22 protein-coding genes and 1 tRNA gene are annotated in these 24114 nt (G+C 36.6%); 12 read left to right on the forward strand and 11 right to left on the reverse strand.

The annotated features are described in order from the left end of the window. Positions 1-6 precede the first annotated feature (6 nt). On the reverse strand, positions 7-1491 hold the full coding sequence (gene nusA / locus E4N74_RS02495; RefSeq protein ID WP_255818734.1) for a transcription termination factor NusA: 1485 nt from the start codon (positions 1489-1491) through the stop codon (positions 7-9). 35 nt (positions 1492-1526) lie between these two features. Then, on the reverse strand, positions 1527-1973 hold the full coding sequence (gene rimP, locus E4N74_RS02500) for a ribosome maturation factor RimP (RefSeq protein WP_044978913.1): 447 nt from the start codon (positions 1971-1973) through the stop codon (positions 1527-1529). 254 nt (positions 1974-2227) lie between these two features. Between rimP and E4N74_RS02505 the strand changes: the two genes are divergently transcribed. From E4N74_RS02505 to E4N74_RS02520, 4 genes are read left to right on the forward strand one after another with little or no spacing between them, the layout of a single operon-like run. Beyond that, the gene (locus E4N74_RS02505; protein ID WP_044978914.1) at positions 2228-3397 is read left to right on the forward strand and encodes a type III PLP-dependent enzyme; all 1170 of its coding nucleotides are present in this window, start codon (positions 2228-2230) and stop codon (positions 3395-3397) included. Positions 3398-3416: 19 nt separating this feature from the next. Continuing rightward, positions 3417-4748, forward strand: coding sequence for a leucine-rich repeat domain-containing protein (locus E4N74_RS02510; RefSeq protein WP_044978915.1), 1332 nt, complete (start codon positions 3417-3419; stop codon positions 4746-4748). Between the two features lie 42 nt (positions 4749-4790). After that, the gene (locus E4N74_RS02515; protein WP_044978916.1) at positions 4791-6020 is read left to right on the forward strand and encodes a dicarboxylate/amino acid:cation symporter; all 1230 of its coding nucleotides are present in this window, start codon (positions 4791-4793) and stop codon (positions 6018-6020) included. Between the two features lie 36 nt (positions 6021-6056). After that, complete coding sequence (locus E4N74_RS02520; RefSeq protein WP_255806053.1) at positions 6057-6686, forward strand: adenylate kinase; 630 nt, start codon at positions 6057-6059, stop codon at positions 6684-6686. Between the two features lie 236 nt (positions 6687-6922). On the opposite strand, the gene E4N74_RS02525 is transcribed toward E4N74_RS02520, so the two are convergent. Beyond that, positions 6923-8302, reverse strand: a complete 1380-nt coding sequence (locus tag E4N74_RS02525; RefSeq protein ID WP_044978918.1) for a tyrosine phenol-lyase — start codon at positions 8300-8302, stop codon at positions 6923-6925. 116 nt (positions 8303-8418) lie between these two features. Here E4N74_RS02525 and E4N74_RS02530 point away from each other — a divergent pair, with 116 nt between their 5' ends. Beyond that, positions 8419-9045, forward strand: a complete 627-nt coding sequence (locus tag E4N74_RS02530; RefSeq protein WP_044978919.1) for a hypothetical protein — start codon at positions 8419-8421, stop codon at positions 9043-9045. Continuing rightward, entirely contained in the window at positions 9026-9853 is an 828-nt protein-coding gene (locus E4N74_RS02535; RefSeq protein ID WP_145475147.1) for a hypothetical protein, read from the forward strand. The genes E4N74_RS02530 and E4N74_RS02535 overlap by 20 nt, the downstream gene beginning before the upstream one ends. Positions 9854-9865: 12 nt before the next feature. On the opposite strand, the gene E4N74_RS02540 is transcribed toward E4N74_RS02535, so the two are convergent. The 5 genes from E4N74_RS02540 to E4N74_RS02560 form a co-directional block, all read right to left on the reverse strand. Further along, complete coding sequence (locus tag E4N74_RS02540; RefSeq protein WP_044978920.1) at positions 9866-10408, reverse strand: ATP-binding protein; 543 nt, start codon at positions 10406-10408, stop codon at positions 9866-9868. 16 nt (positions 10409-10424) lie between these two features. After that, positions 10425-10763 carry an anti-sigma factor antagonist gene (locus tag E4N74_RS02545; RefSeq protein WP_010696721.1) on the reverse strand — a complete coding sequence of 113 codons (339 nt, stop codon included), beginning with the start codon at positions 10761-10763 and terminating at the stop codon, positions 10425-10427. Between the two features lie 26 nt (positions 10764-10789). Beyond that, positions 10790-12475 (reverse strand): PP2C family protein-serine/threonine phosphatase, encoded by a 1686-nt coding sequence (locus E4N74_RS02550; RefSeq protein WP_145475148.1) that lies wholly within the window; start codon positions 12473-12475, stop codon positions 10790-10792. An 87-nt stretch (positions 12476-12562) separates the two neighbouring features. Next, a complete protein-coding gene (locus E4N74_RS02555; RefSeq protein ID WP_255818735.1) occupies positions 12563-13243 on the reverse strand; it encodes a metallophosphoesterase in 681 nt (226 codons plus the stop codon). Positions 13244-13253: 10 nt separating this feature from the next. Beyond that, the gene (locus E4N74_RS02560; RefSeq protein ID WP_255806055.1) at positions 13254-14627 is read right to left on the reverse strand and encodes a tetratricopeptide repeat protein; all 1374 of its coding nucleotides are present in this window, start codon (positions 14625-14627) and stop codon (positions 13254-13256) included. Positions 14628-14664: 37 nt separating this feature from the next. Between E4N74_RS02560 and E4N74_RS02565 the strand changes: the two genes are divergently transcribed. From E4N74_RS02565 to aroC, 6 genes are all read left to right on the forward strand, one after another. Next, positions 14665-15405 carry a tetratricopeptide repeat protein gene (locus E4N74_RS02565; protein ID WP_255818736.1) on the forward strand — a complete coding sequence of 247 codons (741 nt, stop codon included), beginning with the start codon at positions 14665-14667 and terminating at the stop codon, positions 15403-15405. Continuing rightward, complete coding sequence (locus E4N74_RS02570; protein ID WP_255806057.1) at positions 15398-17545, forward strand: tetratricopeptide repeat protein; 2148 nt, start codon at positions 15398-15400, stop codon at positions 17543-17545. The genes E4N74_RS02565 and E4N74_RS02570 overlap by 8 nt, the downstream gene beginning before the upstream one ends. 306 nt (positions 17546-17851) lie before the next feature. Then, positions 17852-19021, forward strand: coding sequence for a DUF8084 family protein (locus tag E4N74_RS02575; RefSeq protein ID WP_044978924.1), 1170 nt, complete (start codon positions 17852-17854; stop codon positions 19019-19021). Positions 19022-19055: 34 nt separating this feature from the next. Further along, a complete protein-coding gene (locus E4N74_RS02580) occupies positions 19056-19793 on the forward strand; it encodes a hypothetical protein (protein ID WP_255818737.1) in 738 nt (245 codons plus the stop codon). A gap of 126 nt (positions 19794-19919) precedes the next feature. Beyond that, the gene (gene trmB, locus E4N74_RS02585) at positions 19920-20543 is read left to right on the forward strand and encodes a tRNA (guanosine(46)-N7)-methyltransferase TrmB (protein ID WP_255819346.1); all 624 of its coding nucleotides are present in this window, start codon (positions 19920-19922) and stop codon (positions 20541-20543) included. A 336-nt stretch (positions 20544-20879) separates the two neighbouring features. Further along, entirely contained in the window at positions 20880-21965 is a 1086-nt protein-coding gene (gene aroC, locus E4N74_RS02590; RefSeq protein ID WP_255818738.1) for a chorismate synthase, read from the forward strand. Positions 21966-22279: 314 nt separating this feature from the next. On the opposite strand, the gene E4N74_RS02595 is transcribed toward aroC, so the two are convergent. The 3 genes from E4N74_RS02595 to E4N74_RS02605 all read right to left on the reverse strand — a co-directional run bounded on the left by E4N74_RS02595 (position 22280) and on the right by E4N74_RS02605 (position 24044). Continuing rightward, positions 22280-22870 (reverse strand): hypothetical protein, encoded by a 591-nt coding sequence (locus E4N74_RS02595; protein WP_044978927.1) that lies wholly within the window; start codon positions 22868-22870, stop codon positions 22280-22282. Between the two features lie 302 nt (positions 22871-23172). Then, positions 23173-23245: transfer RNA gene (locus E4N74_RS02600), tRNA-Met, on the reverse strand. Between the two features lie 49 nt (positions 23246-23294). Next, a complete protein-coding gene (locus E4N74_RS02605; protein ID WP_044978928.1) occupies positions 23295-24044 on the reverse strand; it encodes an adenylate/guanylate cyclase domain-containing protein in 750 nt (249 codons plus the stop codon). Positions 24045-24114: the final 70 nt, after the last annotated feature.

The following is a 24114-nucleotide window of genomic DNA, read 5'->3' on the forward strand; positions in this document are numbered from 1 at the left end:
TTACTCCTACTCTTCGTTCTCATATTCAAAAGCAAGATCTACTCCGCAGTTGGGGCATTTTGTCATATCAATTGTGATTTTATGACCGCATTCGGGACATTCGAATTCTTCAGTCTCGTCCTCATGCTCCAAAACAGGTTTGCTTTCCTCATTAGTTTCATCTTCATCGTCTTCTACAACTTCAACGGCATTGGCTATAATGTCGAGAAGGGTATCGGCCATCTCTGCTGTAAGACCTTCCAATTTTCTGATTTCATCATCTTCCATATTGATTAGGTCTTGTATGTCTTCTATTTCGTTATTGTACAATACCGTTAGAATATCTTCGGTAATGCTGGGAAGTTCCGAAACGTTGGAAATCTCCTCGTATTCATCTTCATCACCTGTGTCATCAGTGAATAAGTTTTCAACAGCCTTTCGGGCATCCGTGTAAATATCCATTTGTTTAAACTGTTCTTCGGTTTTTACGTCAATGTTCCAGTCTACAAGCCGGTTTGCAAGGCGTACATTTAAACCCTGCTTTCCTATGGCTAATGATAGTTGAGAGTCCGATACTATTGCAAGTGCCAGCCTTTTTTCCGCATCTAAGATCATAACATCTATGACTTCTGCCGGAGAAAGAGCGCTTTTTATATAGGCCTTGGGATCCTCCGAATAGGGTAGAATATCTATCTTCTCATCATCCAGCTCGGCAATAACCGCTTGAATTCTGGCACCCTTTGCGCCGACACAAGCTCCTACAGGATCTATATCATCCCTATCCGTCGAAACTGATATTTTTGTTCTGTAACCGGGCTCACGTACAATGTTATGTATTTTTACTATTCCGTTTTCAATTTCCGGTACTTCCAATTCCAATATACGTCTTACAAATTCCGCATCGGTTCTCGAAAGGATTAGCTGTACTACGTTAGACTGGCGGTGTTTTTTTACCTCCCTAACGAGGGCCTTTATTCTTGATTCTTCGCCGGCAGCCGAATTTCGGCCAAAGTGATCCCTCGGGGACTGATATTTTTTAGGAAGCAAGCCTTCAACCTTTCCCAAATCTACGTATATGTTTCCGTTCCGTTCTCTGTGGTAGTAGCCGATGATAATTTCGCCTACCTTTGTACTGTATTCTGCATAAAGAGAATCTTTTTGTATTTCTCTGATGCACTGGGTCGCCCTTTGCATTCCGACCCTGACCGAGTTTATGCCGAATGTTTTAGGATCAACTTCAACTAGGAGCTCATCACCTGCTTCACAGTCGGGGGCAAGATTTTTTGCTTCTTTCAGACTAATCTCAAAAACGGGATTTTTTGCATGCTCCGTTATTATTTTTTTTGAGTATATTTTTCCTGTTTCTTCATTGAACACGGCATTGGCATCCGTTCCGAATTGTTTTTTGTAGGATGCCTTTAGAGCCTGTTCTACAATGTGTAAAACAAAATCATCATCAATCCCTTTTTCTTGTGCAAAGTCTCGAATTGCTTCAATTATTCCCTCAGACATTTAACTAAATCTCCTTACAAAGCTAAATTTATTCGTTAAAGATTACATCTGGCTTTTTTTATATTCTGATACGAAATTTTAATGTCTTGATTATCAGAATTTAAAACAATACCTTCGGAATTGACTTCCTTTATAATTCCGTGCCGCCAATCAGTAATACTGTTGTCCCAAATCTCGGCCTGTTCACCGGCAAAGGCATAAAACTCAACCGTCCGCTTCACAATGCGGTTTATTCCGGGAGAGCTTACCTCCATAGTGACATCCTGTGATCCCAGTAAGGCTTCAAGGCGAGGCTGAAGAGTTCTGTGCACGGAGGTGCAGTCCTTGATGCCGACCCCTTTTTCCGATTTTATAACCGCCTTTACCTGCCATACATCTTTTTTGTGAAGGACATTCAGGTCTACCAGTTTAAAACCCAGCCCCTCAACAAGAGGTTCGCATTCGGTAAAGTACGGAATATCTTTTTTTTGTATAAATTCCACTTCAACCTCCTCTGCCTTCCGTATACAAAAAAGGAGCCGTTTGAACGACTCCGAATGTATAAGGATAATATATGTTCTAGGGTTGATAATACCATAAAATTGAAATATATTCAATACACACATATAGAAAAATATTAAGTTTTTTACTTAAAAATATTAAAAAAAACTTTTTTATGCCTTTAATACTATTGACAGTAATGGAAAATAGCTTTATAAGGTAATTTATTATTATTATATTTTGGGAGGTCGGCCTAATGGATAGAAAGGATTACATTAGCGATTCTGAGTGGAAACACTTTATGAGTTTTTCAGAAAATCTGGAAACGCCCTGTGTTGTTATCAACCTAAAAACAATCAAAAAAAATTATCAAAAGTTAAGAGAGAACTTTCCTTATGCGGATATTTTTTATGCGATCAAGGCAAACCCGCATGAAGAAATTATCACAATGCTAAACGAGATGGGTTCATGTTTTGACATAGCTTCACGCTATGAGCTTGACAAGGTTTTGAAATTGGGTGTAAGCCCTGACAGACTCAGCTACGGAAACACCATAAAAAAAGCAAAGGATATTGCTTATTTTTATGAAAAGGGTGTCAGAATGTTTGCTACAGACAGTAAGGACGACCTTAAAAATATAGCCCAACTTGCTCCCGGTTCGAGGGTTTATGTGAGAATCCTTGTTGAAAATACCACCAGTGCCGACTGGCCCTTGTCAAGAAAATTCGGCTGTCATCCCGATATGGCTTATGATCTTTGCATTCAAGCCAGAGATTCGGGGCTTATTCCTTACGGTATTTCTTTCCACGTAGGAAGCCAGCAGCGGGATATCGGCCAGTGGAATGATGCTATTGCAAAGACAAAGTACCTAATGGATTCTTTGGAAGAAGAAGAGGATATTAAGCTCGAAATGGTCAACATGGGAGGAGGTTTTCCCGCTTCTTATGTTACGCCTGCAAACGATTTAAGCGAGTATGCTTCAGAAATAACCAGATATTTGGAAGACGACTTCGGTGAAGATCGTCCCCGCATTATTTTGGAACCCGGCCGCTCACTTGTAGGCGACAGCGGTGTTTTGGTAACCGAGGTTGTTATGATTTCGCGCAAGAACAATACAGCCCTCTTTAGATGGGTATATTTGGATACTGGGCTCTTTAACGGTCTTATCGAAACTCTGAACGAGTCCTTAAAATACCCGATTATTACAGATAAGGATGAAGGCTGCAAAAAATGGGGAGAGGTTGTTTTGGCAGGCCCTACGTGCGATAGTATGGATATTATGTATGAAGACTATAAATACAGCCTTCCCATTAACCTTAAACCGGGTGACAGGGTATATTTCCTTACAACAGGTGCTTATACCTCCAGTTATGCGTCCGTAGAGTTTAACGGTTTTCCGCCGATTAAAACCTACATAATGAACTAATCTTATAAAGAGTCCGGCTATGATAAAAAACTTTTGTAAATTTGCTGCTCTTGTTGTTTTTAGCCTTTTTGTTTTCTCATGTTCCGGAAAGGGACGGGAAGATGAGACTGAACATCAAGAAATACAGCCTAAGGTCGACTCTCAGGCCGGACAAACTTTAGAAAATAAAAAGGACGGGGCAGCTCAATCGGGTACCGATAAGGATGACTCGGCAAATAAAGCTAATGACTTATATAAAAAAGCCTTGAATGAAGCATCCATTATTTTTGAGTTCGAGACTGTAAATAAAAAAATAAGTTTAAGTCTTATTGCCGATAAAAACGTCAAAATTGAAGGTGCCGTTCCTTCGGAAATTCCTGCCGACGGTTCCGAAATTGAAGTATTTATAGCAAAGAACTCTATTGCCCTGTTAGGAGATGTTAAGGAGCTTAAAATACTTGACTCAGGAATTTTAAACAAAGTTAAAATAATTAAGGCTCCCGATTTAAGGCTCTTGGATATTTCCTTTTCAGGATTGAAAAATATAGAATTTTTAGATTGCCCTGTTCTTGAAAATTTGGTTCTTGAAGGGAACAAGCAAATGGAAAGGCCTGATTTTTCTTCCTTAAAAGGCTTAAAAAAACTCAATTTAGCTAAAACAGCAATTCACGAGGTGGATTTTTCTTCTTTCTCTCATCTTGAATATCTTGATATAAGCTCGGTAAACCTAAAAGCTCTAGACCTTACAAAAAACATTGAGCTTAAGGAGCTTTATTGCGAAAATGCAGGTTTAAAAAATTTGGATGTAAGTAAAAATGTAAAGTTAACTCATCTTAATTGCAGGGAAAACCGGCTTGACGATTTGTCTATTTTTCAAAACAAGGAGCTAAAGTTTTTGGATTGCGGAAAAAACGGGCTTGATACACTCTTGATAAACCTTAACACAAAACTTCAAAGGCTTCACTGTGATTCCAACGAAATAAAGGATTTGGATATTTCTTCTTTAAAGGAAATTGAAGAAGTTTATTGCTACCGTAACAAAATCGAAAACATTGTTTTGGGCTCAAATATTAAGCTAAAATCTCTTTTTTGTTTTGAAAATAATATTGATGAAAAGTCAATGAAAACTCTTTTTGATTCTTTAATCGCAGGTGACGGATATAATTTTAAAACCATTGTAGTTTATGCCGAAAAAAATCCCAATCTAATATACAAGCCGGATAAATACTTTGACCATAATTTTGTTCCTACAGAGGAAATGCTTAATTCTTCCTCCTTTAAATTCTGGAAAGTTTACTTTACTCTTTACGGCCTTGAAGACATAGGGAGCATACTAGACTCTCTTCTTCAAAAAACAGGAGAAGCCCTTTAGTCTACGTATTGACTGAATCTTTTTCTTTTTGTAAAATGAGTTATGAAAATTTGGATAAAATATCTTATAGGGGCCGTACTAGGTATTATAATTGCAGCCCTTTCTTCTTCCGATAGCGCTTTTTTTAACGTTGCTATTGATTTTGTTTCCAATATTGCCATTCAATTCGGCCGCTATTCCTTATATCCCGTTTTATTTTTCGGCTTTACTGTGAGTATATCTAAATTACGCGAAAGCCGCTCCTTGTTAAAACTTTCGATATATATTGCCGTGTTTATTATTCTGTCATCTTTTTTGGCAGCCCTGTTAGGTTTGCTTTCCATATCTATAAGTTCTATGCCGAGAATTCCTATTTTTGTTGAAGAAACGAGCGCCGTTGAAAATTTAGGTATTGCGGAATCTTTTTTAAGGCTTTTTCCTTCAAGCGCATTTGAAGCCTTTATGGATGGCCTTTATATACTCCCGCTTTGTATCTTTGCAGGTTTTGCAGGAGCGGCCTGCGCTGTAGATAAAAATATATCAAAACCCGTTTTGACACTATTTGATTCCATATCCAGAGTTTCATATGCCGTTATGGCTTTTTTTGTTGATATGTTTTCAATAGGGCTTATAGCCGTGTCCGTAAATTGGTTTATCAAGTTTCAGGCGATGCTTTCTACCAAATTTTTTACGGGTTTAATTGTTCTTCTATTGGTAGATTTTTTTATAATTGCCCTAATCATATATCCTATCATCTTAAAAATACTATGCAGGGATGTAAATCCTTACAAGGTGCTTTATGCTTCAATAGCACCTGTTTGTGCGGCATTTTTTTCGGGAGATACCAATCTAACCTTGCCGGTTTTATTACGGCATTCTAATGAGAGTTTGGGTGTCAGAAGGAGAATTTCTTCGGTATCCTTGCCTGTCTTTTCGGTTTTCGGCAGGGCAGGAAGTGCGATGGTAGTTACCATCAGCTTTATCGTAATTTTAAAGTCCTATTCCAGTTTAGGCATAAGTTTAGAGGATAGATTTTGGCTTGTCGGTATTTCTACCCTTTTTTCATTTTTTTTAGGCCGTTTTCCTATAACAGGAACATATGTTTCCCTTGTTGCCGTTTGTGCAATTTACGGACGCGGTTTTGAATCGGGGTTTTTAATTTTGCGCCCGGCTGTCTTTTTTATAGGCTCGGTAGCTGCCGCAATTGATGCATTAACCGCAATGGTAGGAACCTATATAATAGGCCATTTATCTAAGATGACCAATACACGCAATTTAAGGTTCTTTATATAAGAACTTTGATTGAATATTTTTTAAAAGGAAGAAAAAATGAACTGTATTTTTTTGGGCCCTCCGGGAGCCGGAAAGGGAACCCTCGCTTTTGAGGTTTCAAAATCGTATAAGATTCCGCACATTTCAAGCGGAGATCTTTTTAGAGCTGCAATCAAGGAACAAACCGAATTGGGAAAAAAGGTTAAGGCTGTAATAGATTCCGGGGCATTGGTAAGCGATGAGCTCACAATTGCCCTTATAAAGGAAAGATTGGAAAAGGATGATACTAAAAACGGTTTTATCCTCGACGGCTTCCCCCGTACGATTGCTCAAGCTGATGCCTTAGAGAATATTGCAAAGATTCATTCCGTTATCAACTTTGATATAAGCGATGATGAGGTTATCAAGCGGCTTTCAGGAAGACGGGTTTGCTCTTCATGCGGTAAAAGTTTTCATATTGAATTCGTAAAACCTAAAAAAGAAAGTGTTTGTGATTCATGTTCGGGAGAGCTCATTATCCGTCCCGATGATAAAATCGAAGCCGTCCAAAAGCGTCTTGAAACTTACAGAAATCAAACCGCCCCATTGATAGACTATTATACAAAAAAGAATTTAATCGTAAATATAGATGCCCGCCCGTCAACGGATAAAGTATTGGCTTCTTTTAAAGTGAAGTTTCCGAATTAGTGGAAGAGGGCAACTTGTTCAGACGCAAGTTTCCCTCTTCTCTTAAAAATTTTTAGTTTAGTCAGACCCGCCGCAATAAGATATAGGGAACCTCTAAAAACTTCAGTTTTTTCGAGATTTACCTTAGAGTATAAAAAAACTAGGCTGTAAATACCTGTCTTGCAGAATGTCTTACAGAAAGACAGGATAAACAGCCTAGTGTAAAGGTAAACTTGTGATTTGTTTACCTTGTAAGCTTAAATATGCTCAAAACGTGCCGTAAAGAAGCGCAGTTGTTTAGGTTCATAAACAAACTTTAATCCTTTTATAACTTCCTTGTGCTTGTATAGCTTAATAACTGCATCTGCTACAATGTCCATATGTTTATAGGTATAAACACGGCGGGGGATAGTTAAGCGGACGGTTTCAAGTTTAGGTATGTGGTTTTCGCGGGTTTTGGGATCGCGTCCTGCTGAAACGATACCTCGTTCCATGCTCCTAACTCCGGATTCTATATAAAGTTCTGCGGCCAGAGCTTGAGCCGGGAATTGAAGCTGATCCAAGTGCGGGCAGAAGCGTCTTGCATCGAGGAATACTGCATGGCCTCCTACGGGCTCAATTATGGGAACTCCGGCTTCCAAGAGCTTGTCGCCTAAATAGCGTACCTGCTTGACTCTGTGTTCAATGTATTCAAATTGCAGGGATTCTTTTAGACCGATAGCCATAGCTTCCATATCCCGTCCTGCCATACCGCCGTATGAAGGCATTCCTTCAAATACAACAACGATTTCTTTTGCAGCCTGGAAAAGTTCCTCATCATTCATACATAGGAAACCGCCGATATTGACGATACAATCCTTTTTACCGCTCATAGTACATCCGTCTGCATAGCTGAACATTTCATGTACTATTTCTTTTATAGATTTATCGGCATAGCCTGCTTCCTGTTCTTTGATAAAGTAGGCATTTTCTACACAGCGGGTTGCATCATAGAACACCTTGATGCCGTGCTTTTTTGTAAGCTCACGGACAGCCTTCATATTTTTCATAGAAACGGGCTGACCTCCTGCAAGGTTTACCGTAACGGCTAAACAAACGTATGCAATATTTTCGGCTCCTTTTTCGTTTATAAGTTTTTCCAGCTTTGCAAGGTCTATGTCGCCCTTAAACGGAACATTTTTGCCTGCATCGTGGGCATCATCTTTGATTACGTCTACGAAGATACCGCCGTTTGCTTCCTGATGATAGCGGGTAGTGGTAAAATACATGTTTCCGGGTACATATTGACCGGGTTTAATGGCTATTCTTGAAAGAAGGTTTTCGGCACCTCGCCCTTGATGGGTGGGTACAAGATGCTTAAAGCCGAAAATATCTTGGACGGTTTTTTCCAAGTGGTGAAAGTTACGGCTTCCGGCATAGGCTTCATCTCCTATCATCATGCCGGCCCATTGCTTATCGCTCATGGCGTTTGTTCCTGAGTCGGTAAGAAGGTCAATGTAAACGTCTTCAGAGTTAATAAGGAAGGTGTTGTAACCTGCCTCTTTTGCAACCTTTGCCCTCTGTTCCTTATCAATCATCTTAACAGTTTCTACAACCTTAATTCTAAAAGGTTCCGCAGGATAATTTTTAATATCCATAAAAGTCCTCCATCTGTCAGTTCTACAGAAAATGATATTAGGGAAAATCTCCCCGTGCACTATACCATAAAGATAAGGTATTGTCTAGGTAGTATAATATGTGATATAAATATTCTATGAAATTAAAAAAGGCTCGGATTATTTTAAGTTTTTTATTCTTTTTTGTTATTTATCCTCACATCAAGGCAGAAGGCAACGAGTCCGATTTTTCGACAGTGTTGGAAGAAGCAGAAAAATATTTTTCAGACATAGATTGGACGGAATCCGGGAGTGTTTTGCCATATCCCATGCCGGAGCCTTTTATATTGGATGATGTACAAACAGATAACCTCAGCTCTTACGGTGATACCGATTTACAGGAAACTTTATTCCCTTCTTTAGAGGGGCTGGGTATATTAGATTATACAGGCATTGAAAAATCCGTGTTAAATTTTTTAGATAATTTAAGTTTACAATTTAAAGAAAGCAAAGTGGATATAAGCCTTTGTTCAAAAGAAAAACCTTTTTTACCTTATCTTATAAACTACAGGCTCGATTCCTTTAAGCCCATAGTTTCGTCTTTTTACGGCAGACCTGAAAACACGGCTGATCAAAAAGTAAAAGCTATGTTTAGGTGTAATATCAGAGGCAACGAAAAAGTATTTTATAGACTTTTTGAAATAACACTTATTTTTATGGACGAAAAATGGTATATAGATTCCTTTGATGTTATTGGAGATGAAAATGAACAAGCCTCTCAATAGAATCGAATACGAATATATTTCGGATACCCTTGTAAGGGAAAAACCTCCTTTAAATCTTTTATGTAAAAATAATTTTGTAAAGTTAGATCCTTTTTTTTATAAAATTATAGGAGAATATATTTTTTTTAAGACCGAAGGTATAGAACCGAATGATGATATAAAAGTTTTTTTTAATCATCGAAAAAGACCCCTTTATTTTTTTAGTAAGGTAGAAAAAAAAGAAAATATTTTGGCCTTTAAGCTTTCAGATAAATTTTATAAATATGATGATGAACTTAAAAACTGCAAAATTTTATTGTGGAATTCTAACGGCTTTAAACTAAAAGCTGATATTTCAAGAGACTTTCCCCTTAGCTTTCCTTGCCCGCCGATTGTAGATGATGAGGACAGCGAAAAATTTGCCGAACTTCGACCTAAAATTTCTTCTTTGATGAAGATAAACGAAGAAAAAGTGCCGGATGCTTTTTTTTACCGCCTTTATGACATATTGATAAAAAACAACGCTCCTGAATTTTCCCCATGCCTTTTATACATAGATGCGGAATTTATACTTATTTTTTGTACTGAAGAAAAAAGCAAACCTATTTCCGTTCAAGTATCGGCTCAAACTGAAATAGGTTTTGATCACAGAAAAGTTAATTTTTTATCGGTATTTTCTTTCTTTTTGCCTGCCGTTCATCCGAATCAGGCAGGAGAAAAGTGCGGAATCTTGTGCCTTTCAATTAAAAATATTCAAGAAGAAGACAAACGCTTTTTACATGAAAAAGCGCATTCGAGCAAATACGGATATCCTAAAAGCAAGCTTTAGCACTGAGTATAATTATATTGAAATGCCGTGTTTTTTTTGAGGATATTTTTTTAACATTGCAACTCCGTTTTTTTTCTTGTTAAAAATAAAGCCTCCATCCCAATATTCTAGGGCAGCAAAGAGAGCGTTTCCTCCGTCATACTCATCGCTTTTGTCCGTTCTAAAAGAAACATAGGCTCCAAGATTTGCAAAGTCTTGTTTATGAAGACATTCCAAGCGTTTTTTATTGAATTCATTCCACTTATCGATTTCTTTAAAACCTTCTCCCTCATCCTCAACTATTAGATGTGCATGAGTTGAGCTGAATTCGTACCATACCTTGACTTTTTTGGATGGATTACATCTGTTCCCATGCTTTACGGCATTTTTAATAATTTCGCTTATTTGTTGCTCTAATAGGTTGATTCCTTTTATTTCTAAAGGTGCAGATTGTACTATCAAGAGTGTAAAATATCTGATTTGTCTAAAATCAGATGGAAATTCTTTATATAACATACCTGTTTTATCGAATAAGGGGCTTTTTTCATCAACTTTAAGTTCTTTTATAGCTGTCATATTTTTGTCCTCCGCTTTAGCTTTCCATTTTTTGTAATGCTTCTTCCAAGCTATTTGTTATGGGAAAATATCCCATCAACTTAGTAAGCTCTATAACTTTTTTCACGGAACCGTGAATATTGGTTATGAAGAGCCTTAAATTCATCTTTTTTACTGTGGAGCATATATAAATAAGGGCTCCTATTCCTGAAGAGTCTATATAGTCGACATCTTCAAGATTGATTATCATACATTTTATTTGACGCTCTATCATCTTCATAACAAGTTCTTTTAGTCTGTATGAATTATATAGGTCCATTTCACCGCTTACGTCAATAATGTAAACTTCTTTGTTTTTTCGGATTTTTAGTTCCATAACAATCTCCTTAACAACCTCTTTAATTATCTAGCCTTAATAATCAGCAACGTGCGATCATCGTGAGTTGGGGCCTTTCCTATAAACGAAACCATATCGGTTTTTATTTTATTTGCAATATCCTTTGAGGAATTTAAATGATTATCTGCCATTAATTTAGCGAGTCTGGTTACGCCATACTGCTCTCCCGCTTCATTAAGGCTTTCAATAATACCATCCGTGTATAAAGCTGCTACATCACCCTCATGCAAAGGAATTTTTATACTATTATATTTTGAACGGACATCTATTCCTATAGGGTCGGTTTTTTGCTGAAATAATTCAATTTTATTTTTTTCTTTACTCCATACCATCATTGCCTGATGACCGGCACCTATGAATTCTATTGTTTTGCTTTTTTGTTCATAGGATAAAAGAGAAATACTTGCAAAGTGGTCTATATCGATCTTCCCTGTAATACCCTTATTAAGCCAATCCAATATGGCTTCCATGTTTTGATCCGTGTTTGTGATAAGATAGAGTATAGCTCTAATCATAATCATAATAATGGCCGACTGAATGCTTTTGCCTGCAATATCTGCGAGAACAACAAAGATTCGTTTTTGTTGAACAATTACATCATAGTAATCACTGCAGATGCCTCTTTCCTGTAAAAAATACTCTCCGATTTCCAAACCGGGGATTTTTTTTAAGTTTTTAGGTAAAAGAATTTTTTGAATTGTGGCAACAGTATCGGTTATATTTTCAATTTCAGCGTATTCCGAGGCCTCGGATATGCTTAAAGTAAGGTTAATAATTTCTGCGGCAAAACCCGATAAATCTTCTCCTATTTTTACTTCATTTTCGGAAAAGGGTGTCCTGTCCGGCCTGCGGGATACGGCTGCAACGCCTACCACTACGGTATTTACTATCAAAGGGAAAAAAATTAGGCTTCCGTGCTGTAAAAATTTTTCGCTGCCGTTATCGGGAAGCAAAGGATTTCCCTTTCCCTTGCTGATAAGCATGGTTTTCCCGCTTGATGCAACCTCGGTAAATATCGATTCACCCAGTCCAAACTGTGCATGTTTAAAATTGGATAATATGTGTTCTTCTTTGCGGGCAAGATCATCCGGCAATTTATAGGGCGGCGGAAAGCTTCCTACCAGCGATTTTACGGTTAAGACATCTTCAAAACTTTGTACGGCAAGAACTACCGCTCCGTCTGCCGCTAATTCAGTTAAAAAAGATTCGGCAATATGTGAAAACATCTCGGATGAAATATCTTTTCGTCCCTGTATCAGTCCGTTTGTCTTTTGGAGTAATAAACGTGCCGTGTTTATAAGTTTTCTTGCCATTAAAGAGTCTTTTGACGGCAGGTTTTTAAGCTCGTTTATATACTCTGCATTTGCCTTTTCTTTTTTTAGTTTTTCGACCTGCTCCTTTAAATAAGTCTTTTCGGATAAAATCATATAAACCGTAAAAATAACGGCAACCAAGGAAAGGCCTATATTTAAAATAATATAGTTTTTAAATACCGCTGAAACTGCAGCACTTATGCTTATTATAAAAGTCGATATCACAGTAGAAGATATTAACAACTCAAAAGGCCTTGATATCTCTCTGGCTTTTTTTTTGTTTATAACCGTCAACCTTATGAGAAACAAGAACAATAAAATAGTCAAAACTGAAAGAGTAATTAATGCATAAAAATCAAGAGAAGCAATCCGTTTCATCCTAGTAATTCTATCATCTATAGAGAATATCGTCAAGGTTATTTCAACATATTATTTTAAAAATAATTAGAACAATCTCTATTTTTTCTAGTCATTTATCTCCAATACATGTCTACTGTACGCATTAATAACTTCTGTCTGCCTATATTTTGAACTGCGGCTTTGTTGGGGGTCATATATGTGCACTTGACCGTGTACGAGATATTTCGGTTTAAAAAAATTTATGAATTTGGTAAAACATTCAAAACATTCCTGTTTGTTTTCATCTTTTTCTTCGTCAATAAAAGGCGGGCTGTGAGTTACTAAAATGTCCAAATAACGGCCGTATCTTAGCTTATTAAAAAATAATGCCGGAATCATTTTTGAAAGTTTGCGCTTCATTTGTTTTTCTGTAAACTGGTTTTTTCCGTCATTGTGCTTTTTTGCTCCCGAAATACCGGCTATTATCATATTTTCATATTTACAGCTTTTAAACCCTATATAAGTGCCCGTGTTGCTTTTTATTTTATTTTCTTTAGAAAATATATTCACTTCTCCTTCCTTTTGCTTTTCTGCCATTTCGGGGTGATAATGGGTTAGAGCTTTTAAATGATGGCTTCCGAAAACAAAATAAAGAGGCTTGTTTAAAGATGTCTGTACAAAGTCCAGATACTCTATAGGCAAGTCTCCGGCTGATATTATAAAATCTACATCTCCATACTTTTCTTTTATGTGTTTGCTGTAAATTACCGGATCTATCTGGTCGGAAATACATAGAATCTTTTTCATTATTTGTTTCCTAAAATTTAAATTTTACTTTTTCAACTATTCTTTCAAGTTTTTGCCTGTCAATAAGGTTAAATGGCCTGTTTTCTGCAAACTTTATTGCATCAGGAGAAAAATTGCCCGAGGTTATGATGTGAGAAGTAACGACAGCTTGTTTTTTCATCTCTTCATGCACAGACCTTAAAAATGACTCGGTTATAGTGCTTCCATCTCTTGAAAAAATCAAAAGTTGAGGTTTTTTTCTTGTATTAAGCCATTGTTCCGAGCCTTTTTCTACTGCAAGAATGGTGCAGCCTATTTTTGTTTCTTTTAAGGCTTGGACGGGATAGTCAAAGTACTGCTCGGTAATATCTCTGCACATTTTAAAAAATTCTTCTTTTATGAGAGTCAAATATTCTTTCATGTGATCGTTGGTACGCAAATCAGAATATTCTTCAAGTTTTTGAGCCGTATTTCTGAATTTTGGGTTAACGGCACTTATAGCTTCCCATTGCTCTATTGCCTTGTCTATGTTTCTTTGCTTTTCATAACATTCCGCTAAAAGGTATCTCGAATAAAGCACTTCAGGTGAGGAAGGCTGTTTTGAAGATTTTATCGCACGAATAAATTCGAATTCTGCCTTTTCAAGGCTGTTTGTTTCCAAATAGCAGTTTCCTCGTTCAAAAAAGCATTTTGTTCTGATTTCCTGTTTTCTTGCAGCTTTTTCGAGAGCTGAAAGGGCTCCGGCATAGTTTTTTTTGCTTTTTAATATTCTTCCGTGGTAATAGAGGGTTTCGCTGTTATCGGGGGCTAATTTTAGGGCAGTGGCAATGGCTTTTTCGGCTTCGGGAATTTGGTTCGATTTAAAAAGTAAAAGTCCCAATGACGCATAAGCCTCAGAAAAGCGGGAATCGACTTCTATAGTTTTTTGAAAATAAGCTATTGCCTGATCCGTCATATTTTTATTTTCATAGATCTGGCCTGCTTGAAAATAAGGCTTGGGATTTTTAGGATCTTTTTTAGTTAAAAGTATAAATTCCTTTAAAGCTTCGTCCGGCTGCTGGAATTTTAAATATAAATCTGCTATAATGGTTCTGAATTCGATTTCTGTCGCGGGATTATTAAATACGGCAGTTTTGTTTAGAGTTTTAAATTCGATAAAGGCAAGATCGGTTTTTTTGTCTGCAAGATAGGCCTTTCCCAGAAGGTAGCGGGCTTCGGAGTCTCTGGGATTTTTTGAAAGAATGGACTTTGCATCCTTTATGGCAGCTCCGTATTTTCCGGCTTTTAAGTTTTTTTCGATTCTCGATTTCTTTTTTGGAAAAAGAACCGATTTTAACAAAAAAATAATGAGAAAAATAAGGCCGGAACTTATTGCGGCAATCAAAATAATCGTTAATGAAGACATATCTATATGGTATAGTTTTTGGGAGGGAATGTCAAATATGAAAGCGTATTTTTATCAATTAAATTTCAAAAAAGGCATATTTTTTGCCGTTTTTGTATCTTTTTTTTCATTGATTTTTGCTGTTGACTATTTTGAGGAGGGCAAAAAACTTTTGTATGAAGATAGACCTCAAGAAGCGGTTTCTGCCCTTTTTAAGGCTAGTCAGGAAGCCGGAACCCCTAAATCGGTTTATCTTTATCTTGGGGTTGCTTATTTTAGGACAGGGAAGTACAGTGAGGCCTTAACCTATCTTTCTCAGGGTAAAGATAAGGACATTCTCAATGGGCATTTGTATTATTATAATATAGGCAATGTTTACTTTTTACAAAATCAGTTTGAAGCCTCCGAATTGGCGTATAGTGAGGCTATTTCTTCAAACGGTCTATATGCTCCGGCTTTTTTGAATAGGGCTAATACTCGTATAAAACTGGAAAAACTTGAGGGTGCTTTACAAGATTATAAGATTTATTTAAACTTAAACCCTGAAACGCTCCAAAGATCTTCAATCGAAAAAATGATTTCTCTTCTGGAAGGTATTGCTGAAGAAGCAGCAAGAGCCAGGGCTCTTGCTGAAGCAAAAAAAGCAGCCGAAGAAGCGGAGCGTTTGGCCGCTGAGGCGAGGTATAAAAAACTTATGGATGATGTAAATTCTAATCTTTCATCGGTAGATAATGCAGATGCCTTATCGGCCGGTGCCGACAATACAATAGATTATTCGGAGGAAAACGAACTTGACTGATTTTCAAAAATTTTTAATAGGTACTCTGACGGGTATTTTGATAGCTGTTTTAGTTGTTGTAGGTATTTTATTTTTTACAAAGAGCAAGGCACAGGATGCCGGCTCTGCCGATATGCAAACTATTGCAAAGATTGAAGCTGAAAAAGAAGAACTTGCACGCCTTCAAGAAAAAAGAGCTAAAATTGAAGCCGAGCTTGAACAAGCCAGAATAGAAAGCGAAAAAGAGCGGGCTCTCTTAGAGGCGGAAAATCTAAGACAGGCTGAAGAAATTAATAAAACTCTCGCTGCTGCTTCTGAAAAAGAAAAAAAGGAAGCTGAGGCTGAAAGAAAAAGAAAGGCCGAAGAAGCTTTAAAAAGAGCTGAAGAAGCAAAGAAAAGACAAGAAGAATTGATTAAACAGCAACAGGAATTAAAAGAAGCTGAAGCAAGAAAAAAAGCCTCAATAGATGAAGCAAATAAAATTGCGGCCGAGAAAGCCGAAGCAGACCGCAAAGCAAAGGCTGAACAGGAGCGCAAGGCTAAGGAAGAAGCTGACCGCAAAGCAAAAGCTGCTGCGGAACAAAAGGCAAAAGATGAATCGGCAAAAAAGATAGCTGAAGAAGAAAAGAAGAGGCTTGAAGATGAAGCTAAAAAGCAAGCTGCTATAGATGCTCAAAAAGCTCAAGAAGCTGAAAAGCTTGCAAAGCAAAATGCCGATGCAAAGATTAAAGCTCAAATGGATGAGGTAGATCGTCTTGTTTCTGAAGGAATTAACTTTTTAAATAACGGAAACCTTAATTCGGCTCTTAGTACATTTTCAAAGGCTTCCTCTAAAATGCCCGACTCTGAAGTTTCGTTTACTGCAAAAAAATATTTGGATATGGCTTCTGCTTTAAATGACTATGCTTCGGCTCGTGAAGGAACAGGGGATGCCGAAAAAGCTCTTTCGGATGCAGACTCATACATAAAGAAATCCGTAAATGCCGATGATCAAAACGCAAGAGCTCATTACGTTTATTCTCAAATTGCCGATGCACAAAAACAGCCTCAGGTTGCTCTTGTTGAATTGGAAAAAGCTCAAAGTTTAGATCCGGATAATTATTTATACAATTATGAACTCGGTAAAAAATATTATTCAAGAGGCCATTATCAAAAAGCTAAAACTTCTTTTGACCGAAGCGTAAAGTCAAATCCTAAATTTGATAGTGCTTTTTTTAATTTGGGAATGTCTTGCAGAAAGTTAGGTTTGGAAAATGATGCTTTTTCCGCTTTTTCTTCTGCTGTAAAGATAAAACCCGATTATGTAAAGGCTTTTTTGGAAATGGCCCGCATACGCAAATCCCAGCGGAAATTTGATCAAGCTATCGACAACTATAAAAAAGCTCTTTCTTATGAACCTGCCAATCTTTCAGCCTTACGTGAGATGGCTCAAGTCTATGCGGAACTGGGAGAAAATAATTTAGCAGAGCGTCACTTTAAGGAAGCCATTACACTAGGCGAAGACGATGCCATAACCTATTATAATTTGGCAACGGTACAAGTTGATTTAGGAAAATATGGGGAGGCTTTGGCTAATGCAGAAAAAGCCTATAACCTAAAGCCGGCGGACGCTAGAGTCTTATATACATACGGATTGACCTTAGAAAAAAACGGAAAAAAAGCCGAGGCTTACGATTATTATACTCAGGCCGTGTCTGCAAATAAAAGCTATGCAAAACCTAAGATAAACCTAGGCCGTATGTATTTGGATGAAGGTAAATTCGGTGAAGCTGAAGAAAACCTTTTAGATGCATATAAACTTGAGCCCAATAATTTTGAAGTAAATACAAATTTAGGCAAGTTATACGGCTTAAAAGGAGACTATAATAAGTCCGTTAATCATTATTCAAATGCCGTAAAAACCCAGCCTCTTAGCATTACGGCAAAACAGAATTTGGCTTCGGCTTATATTTCTGCAGATCTAAAAGAAAATGCCGTAAGCGTTTATGAACAGATTATCAAGGTTGATGCAAAAAACTGGGATACATATTATGAGTTGGGCAAGCTTTATATAAGCCTGGATAAAAAAGCCGATGCAAAACTTATTTTGGAGGGCTTACTGAATAAAAATCCGAATTATTCAAAAGCTGCTGAAATTCGCTCAATGCTTTCGTCCCTTTAGAGCATCCTTTAGGATATCCTAAAGGATATAATTAAGGACAACCGTAAAAACCTTGTCGGATTTTTAGAACTGCCCTATAGTATTTGTTTTAAAATTATGTTAAACTTGGGAACGTTGTAGGTAGTCTTTATTTTACGTGCTTTTTCACTTCGTTGCAAAAGCACGTAAAAACTTTTTTCGCAAATTGATATTTGCTGCAAAAAGTTTTTATGAAGGTAAGATAAACAGTTCGGCAGGAATTCAGCCTCACTGTTTATCTGCCGAGTTTGCCTTTAGGCAAACGTCACATTTATTATGGGAGTGTTCATGGCTACAAGTGAAAAAAAGCGGGTTTTAGATCTTCCGTTAAAGCTTATTTTGACTCAGGAAGGTTCTACTTTTTTTATAAAAAGAAATAAAAAACTCCTTAAATTTAAGCTTGCAGGAAATATTGAGGAATACGGTATTTCTCTTGATAAATTTATTCCGGAAACCATTCAGCGCCTTCTTTTGGCAGACTATATCTCAAAAATTGAAATCTCGAAACCGGAATTTGTTTCTTCAAGGCAAGAGGTTATGGACCTTTCAAAACTTATAGTATATTCGGTTTTATATAAGCAATATGATGATTATATATTTAAACAAATCCTAAACTCTCCGGTTATAAAAAAATGGAACCGCCAAAACCCTGCAAGCATAATAGATGAGAAAACACGTATAAACGAAAAATATTTGGCAAATGTATTGCAGCAAAACGAAAAAATGATTTATGAAGCAAAGCAAGAAATCGTAAAGCCTCTTTTTTCGTTTATAACAAAAAATAATGCTCTTTCTCCCGAAGAAAAAAATATTCAACTTTTTTTAGCCGAGAAATTTTTAAATATAATGAGGCCCTTTACTTGGTTTATTATAACGAAATTCAGAATGCACAAAGATTTTGATTTAATCTTAAAAACAATAAGGACATCTTTAACCGAATATATGGATAAAACAAAAATAGCCGAGTACATAGCCCTTATGCTGATGGAGCTTATTATAAGTGCAGAAAATATGAATTTGCGTAAAGAGGCCTTGATTCTTTTTCCTGAACTGGATGACCCTCAAGAAGCATTACTTGATCCTGAAATACGCCGGCGGCTTGTTGCCGAGCTCGAAAAAAAACAAGAACTGGTATTTGTTTCATGGAAAATTGGAAGCGGAGGAACGGCCTCTATAGGTACGCAGGGTAAGCTCCAGATTACCCTTTACAGTAAAAACGAACAGTCGGATGCGGTTAGGGCAAACCTAAATGATTTAAAGATGGCCGATGTCGACAAAAATTCTTTAATTGACTTTTACAGAGCTCTTCCCGAAGGTTCGGAAGATTTGAATTTGGGAATGTATTATATTTCATATTTAAATGATGCTTGCGAAAAGGTAAATGTCCGTTTTGAGTCGAGTGCAAACCGCTTTGAAGATACGGATCTGACTGTAATGAATATGTCCTTTATGTTTTAGAACAGCACTTATTAAAAAAATACCGGATAGCACAATGAAAAAAAATATAAAAAAAGAATATCCAAAGAGTTTAATTCTTTTTATTCTAATCATTTTATTTTCGTGTTCTTTTGAAAACCCTGAAATGCCTGAGCTTTCTGTAAAAATTATAAAAATAGAAACCGATGCAGATACTATTGAAGAGCGGCTTTCCGTCTTTTTAAAGTATAGGGATGAAAACGGGCGTAATGATTATTCCTCGATACGGATTATACATTTGGAGTCCGGTTTTACATGGGTGTTAAATAGGGAAAACACTTCTTTTTTTTCTTCTTCACGGCTTGGATCTTCCGATAGCGAAAAAATTCTATGGGCCGGCTCGAATAAAATAGGGGCTCCTCTATGTCAAATACCCGTAGGAGTTCCTCGAGGCCGAATACTCACAGGAGAATACTCCATCATTGTAGAAGATTTAGCAGGCAATAGGACAATAAAAAAAATTACGATAAAAGAAAGTGAACTTATTTCTTCCCGCCCCTTCGTTTTTGAAATTCAAGATAAGAAGTGGAAAATAGAAGTTGATGAAGTATCGCAGTTTAAGAATTTTTCTCTTATTCTTTCCGGTGCCGATAAGCAGCCTCTATTTGTTCAAGTTTTACCATCAGCTCTCAAGTATGACGAGTCCCTTTCTCCTTTACTCGAAAAATATCCTGATGCCCGTTATATTCAATGTATGGCTAAAAATTTAAAAGGCGATATAGCCTATTTGACAAAGTATCATAGTTTGTACTAATATCAAAAAATGAATGAAGATATAATCGACGGTAGAGATTCCGATCAAAGTCAGGAAGTTATCGAGTGCTCTAATCTTAATCCTCATTTTCGATCTATAAAAACCTTTGTTTTACGTGCAGGCCGTATGACCGATGGGCAAAGGAGAAACTATGAAAATTTTTTCAAAAAATGGTGTGTCCCATATTCTGAAAATAAAATTGATTTTACGGCCCTTTTTCAAAATAATAATCCTATAATTATAGAAATAGGGTTCGGAATGGGGACTTCAACTGCCCAAATTGCCGAAGATAATCCAGATAAAAACTATCTCGGCATAGAAGTTTTTAAGGCCGGGGTGGGAAAACTTTTAGGTGAAATTGAAGAAAAGAAATTGAACAATGTGCGGATTATTGAACATGATGCAATTGAAGTTTTAGAAAATATGATAAATGATGAAAGTATTGACGGCTTTCATATTTTTTTCCCCGATCCGTGGCAAAAAAAACGGAATCATAAAAGGAGGCTTGTAAGAAGACCTCGAACCGATTTGCTGTCAAAAAAATTAAAAAAAGGCGGTTATATTTATATGGTAACCGATTGGGAAAATTATGCAGAGGATGCCTTTGAGCAATTGAGAGAAACTCCTAATCTAAAATCAAAATACGAAAAATTTGCTCCAAGTCAAAGCTGGCGTCCCACAACAAAGTTTGAAAAAAAAGGCTTAAAAAAAGAACATGTGATAAATGAGCTGATTTTTGAAAAAGAGTAAGCCGCTTTTATAAAGTGTTATTGTATGCAGTTTGTAAACAAACTGCATAAAAAAACTTTTTTCAGGATTTGATTCGCTATCCGCTTTAGCGGATACGATTAAAAATTTCCTTGCAGAACAGAGCCATAAGGCTCTGATAATCCTTACAAAAAGTTTTTATGGGAGGTGTGATAAACAGTTCGGCAGGAATTCAGCCTCACTGTTTATCTGATGAGTTTTGTGCTTTGCACAAAACATCGCATTATTGATTGCCGTTTCTCACAGGTGTTGCGAAACGGCGTAAAAAGTCAAATCGAAAATTGATATTTTCTCATTGACTTTTTATGGGAGTAATCTATGGGGGCAAATTCTTTTGGGCGTTTTTTTACGTTGACAACTTTTGGAGAAAGTAGGAGTGCCGGAGTAGGGGCGGTAATAGACGGATGCCCCGCAGGAATCTCTCTTTGTTCCGAGGATATTCAAAAAGAACTTAACCGTAGAAAACCTTCGCCCTCAGGCCTTTTTTCTACAAAGCGGAAAGAGGATGACCTTTGTGAAATTCTATCCGGCGTTTTTGAAAATAAAACCATAGGCAGCCCCATTGCCGTTCTGGTTAGAAATAACGAAACCTCCTCCAAGGATTATGAAAACCTACAAGATTTTTACCGTCCGGGGCATGCCGATTATGCTTATGATGTAAAATACGGGCATCGGGATTACCGCGGAGGCGGAAGGGCTTCCGGACGGGAAACGGTAGGCAGGGTTATAGGCGGAGCTGTTGCAAAAAAAATGCTCGAAGCCTTTGCTCTAAAAGAGGAAAAAAAGCCCATTGAGGTAGGGGCAAGAGCCGAAGAAATTGCAGGTCTTAAAACAGGTATGCCTCTCAGTGAAGATGATGCACTGCCTGAGCCGATTTTTGAAAAATTGAACGATTTGGCTTCTAAGGGAGATTCAGCCGGATGTGTTTTGTCCTGTTCTATTTTAAATGTTCCTGAAGGATTGGGCTCTCCTGTTTTCGGCAAACTTGATGCGGTTTTAGCCCAATCCCTAATGTCGATAGGTGCCGTAAAAGGGATAGAAATCGGAGGCGGCTTTTACTCGGCCTCCATTACCGGCAGTGAAAATAATGACCTTGCAAAAAATTATTCGGGCGGCATTTTAGGCGGTATTTCCTGCAATATGGGCTATAACTTAAATTCCAATTATAAGGGAAATAGAAAAGATGAGAACTCATGCCGGATAGATTTGAGACTTGCCGTAAAACCCGTTCCATCAATAAAAATGAATCAAGCATCCCTTAACAAAAGAGGAGAGAAGTGCTCTCTTTCTGTTGGAGGAAATCACGACATTTGCCTTTTTCCGCGCATTTTGCCTGTGGTTGAAGCAATGTGCTATTTAGTTCTTGCAGACGCCTTTCTGGCCTCGAAAATAGAAAGATTTTAGAATTGTTAAAAATTAGGGGTGTCTTCTTTTTTTGCCGATAACTCTTTTGCTTGCTCTTTTTGTTCAAACCTTTTACAATTTATATCTATATTTTACGATATAAAGGTTATGGGATTAGTAAAATTTATTTATTTTTATAGATAAACTTAAGAGCAAAATACGTCTTAAAAAATTGAAGTTTTCGAGGTTTACCTTAGATTTAACTTTATTAAATAATAAAGCCTCCTTTACGATAGGATTATGTCTGGTACTAAACTAATAATCGAACCGGAAATCAAAAAAGCAAAACAATCTTTTTTAATAAATTTGAGTCTTTAATTTGCTTTTTCTACTTTTAAGATAATCTTTTTATTTGCAGCATCATAATGAAAAGCAGCTTTTACAGTAGGAGCGTTTGTATATACTGTAATATTAGTGCAATATGAAGGATCTTCTTTTAATTTATGAAAATAAACATTTATGGACTTGGTGCCATCAATTACGGCAGGAATGTCAATATCTCCGAAAATAGCATTTTTTAATAATTTTTCTCTATCAGCAGCAGGAAGAGTAAAATCTATACTAGACACTTTAACATTTTCATTTGATGTATTTTCTATTTGAATTGATATAGGTTCGGTCTTTTTTATCTTTAAGTCGTTATCTTTTCGAGACAAGACGCATGGAGTAGGCGGGTCAAAATCAAGTGCTGCATATATACTTTTTTTGAATAAATATGTCCGTTTTACTTTGTCATCTGCTGCGAATGTTTCAACTTTAGATTCACCGTCAATTTTTACCGTAATTGATACATCATGTCCGCTTTCATTTGTAATATAAAAATCATAATTCAATGGCTGAACTGTGTTATTGCACGATGTTATTATTGCTAAAAGACAAAAAATAAATATAAAATGTTTTTTCATTTTCATATCTCCCTTATAGGGTACATTTTACCTTATTTTTGCAGTGAGGTCAAGGGTTAAAAGTATTGACAGGGTTAAAAGTATTGACAGAGTTAAAATAGACTATAGAAATAATCCATAGTTTTACGCTCATATTTCCTCACTTTAGTAAGTCTTATAGCTTACATATAGTTTACATATTACTTACAATATCGGCAAAAATGAAGTAAAAATAACTAAAATAATGTGAAATCATACTTTGCTTAATAATCGTGTAATTCTATAATAGCTATAAAAATATAAAAGTAAACCACAAAAAAGATTAGCGGCAATAGGGCTTGAACCTATGACCTAACGGATATGAGCCGTTTGCTCTACCAACTGAGCTATACCGCCGTATGGATTTTGAGTATATAGAAAATATACATTTATGTCAAGCCCTAATTTAGAAATCTAAGCTTAAAACTTTAAATATTGAAATAATTTTCGGATTTATATCTTTATATAAAAAGATAGCTTCTCTGTCTTCAGGTTTAACCCCTTTAAGAGCTCTAAGTTTTTTCATTATTTCGGGGTTTGTATTTTTTGTTGCATATATTGCACCGATATCAACCAATTTTTTGCTTACAATGAGCTCCCCGCCTGATGCAAGGTTTTGAAGGCGGCACGCAAGATTTATGCCGTAACCTACATAATCTCTATATTTTAGTTGAGACGCTTCTGCCGAAATTTCATACTTATATACCTTATCTAAGACCAAGGCTCCGCCTATTGATAGATTTCCATAAGGTTTAAATAGTTCTTCGTTTGCAAATTCTATATATGTATTAAAAACCGTAACGGCTTCTTTGATAGCAACTCCATCTAACTTATCCCATATAACTAGGGCTCCGTCTCCAAGCAACTTATAATACGAACAATTATAGCCGAATTGGTTAAGGCAGGAGAGAAAATTAGCCGTAAAAGATTTAATTAGGCCGAAAACAACCGTTTCTTCATTATTACACATAAAGTCGCTAAAGCCGCGTACGTCTATACAAAGAATAAGAGAATGCGGTCTTGTTTCACCTAGGTATATATTATCAAATATATCTATCGGTCCTTTTTTTAGGGCTTCCAACGTAAGCGAATCAAGTTCAACCGTATCTTTGTCTGATGTATTTATCCCTAATTCTGAAATTATATCATCACTCATAGGGACATTGTAATATATATTTAAAAAAATAGCAAGGTTTTAACCGGTTTATTTAACTTTTAATAATTTT

Source organism: Treponema putidum (assembly GCF_024401155.1).
Taxonomy (GTDB): domain Bacteria; phylum Spirochaetota; class Spirochaetia; order Treponematales; family Treponemataceae; genus Treponema_B; species Treponema_B putidum.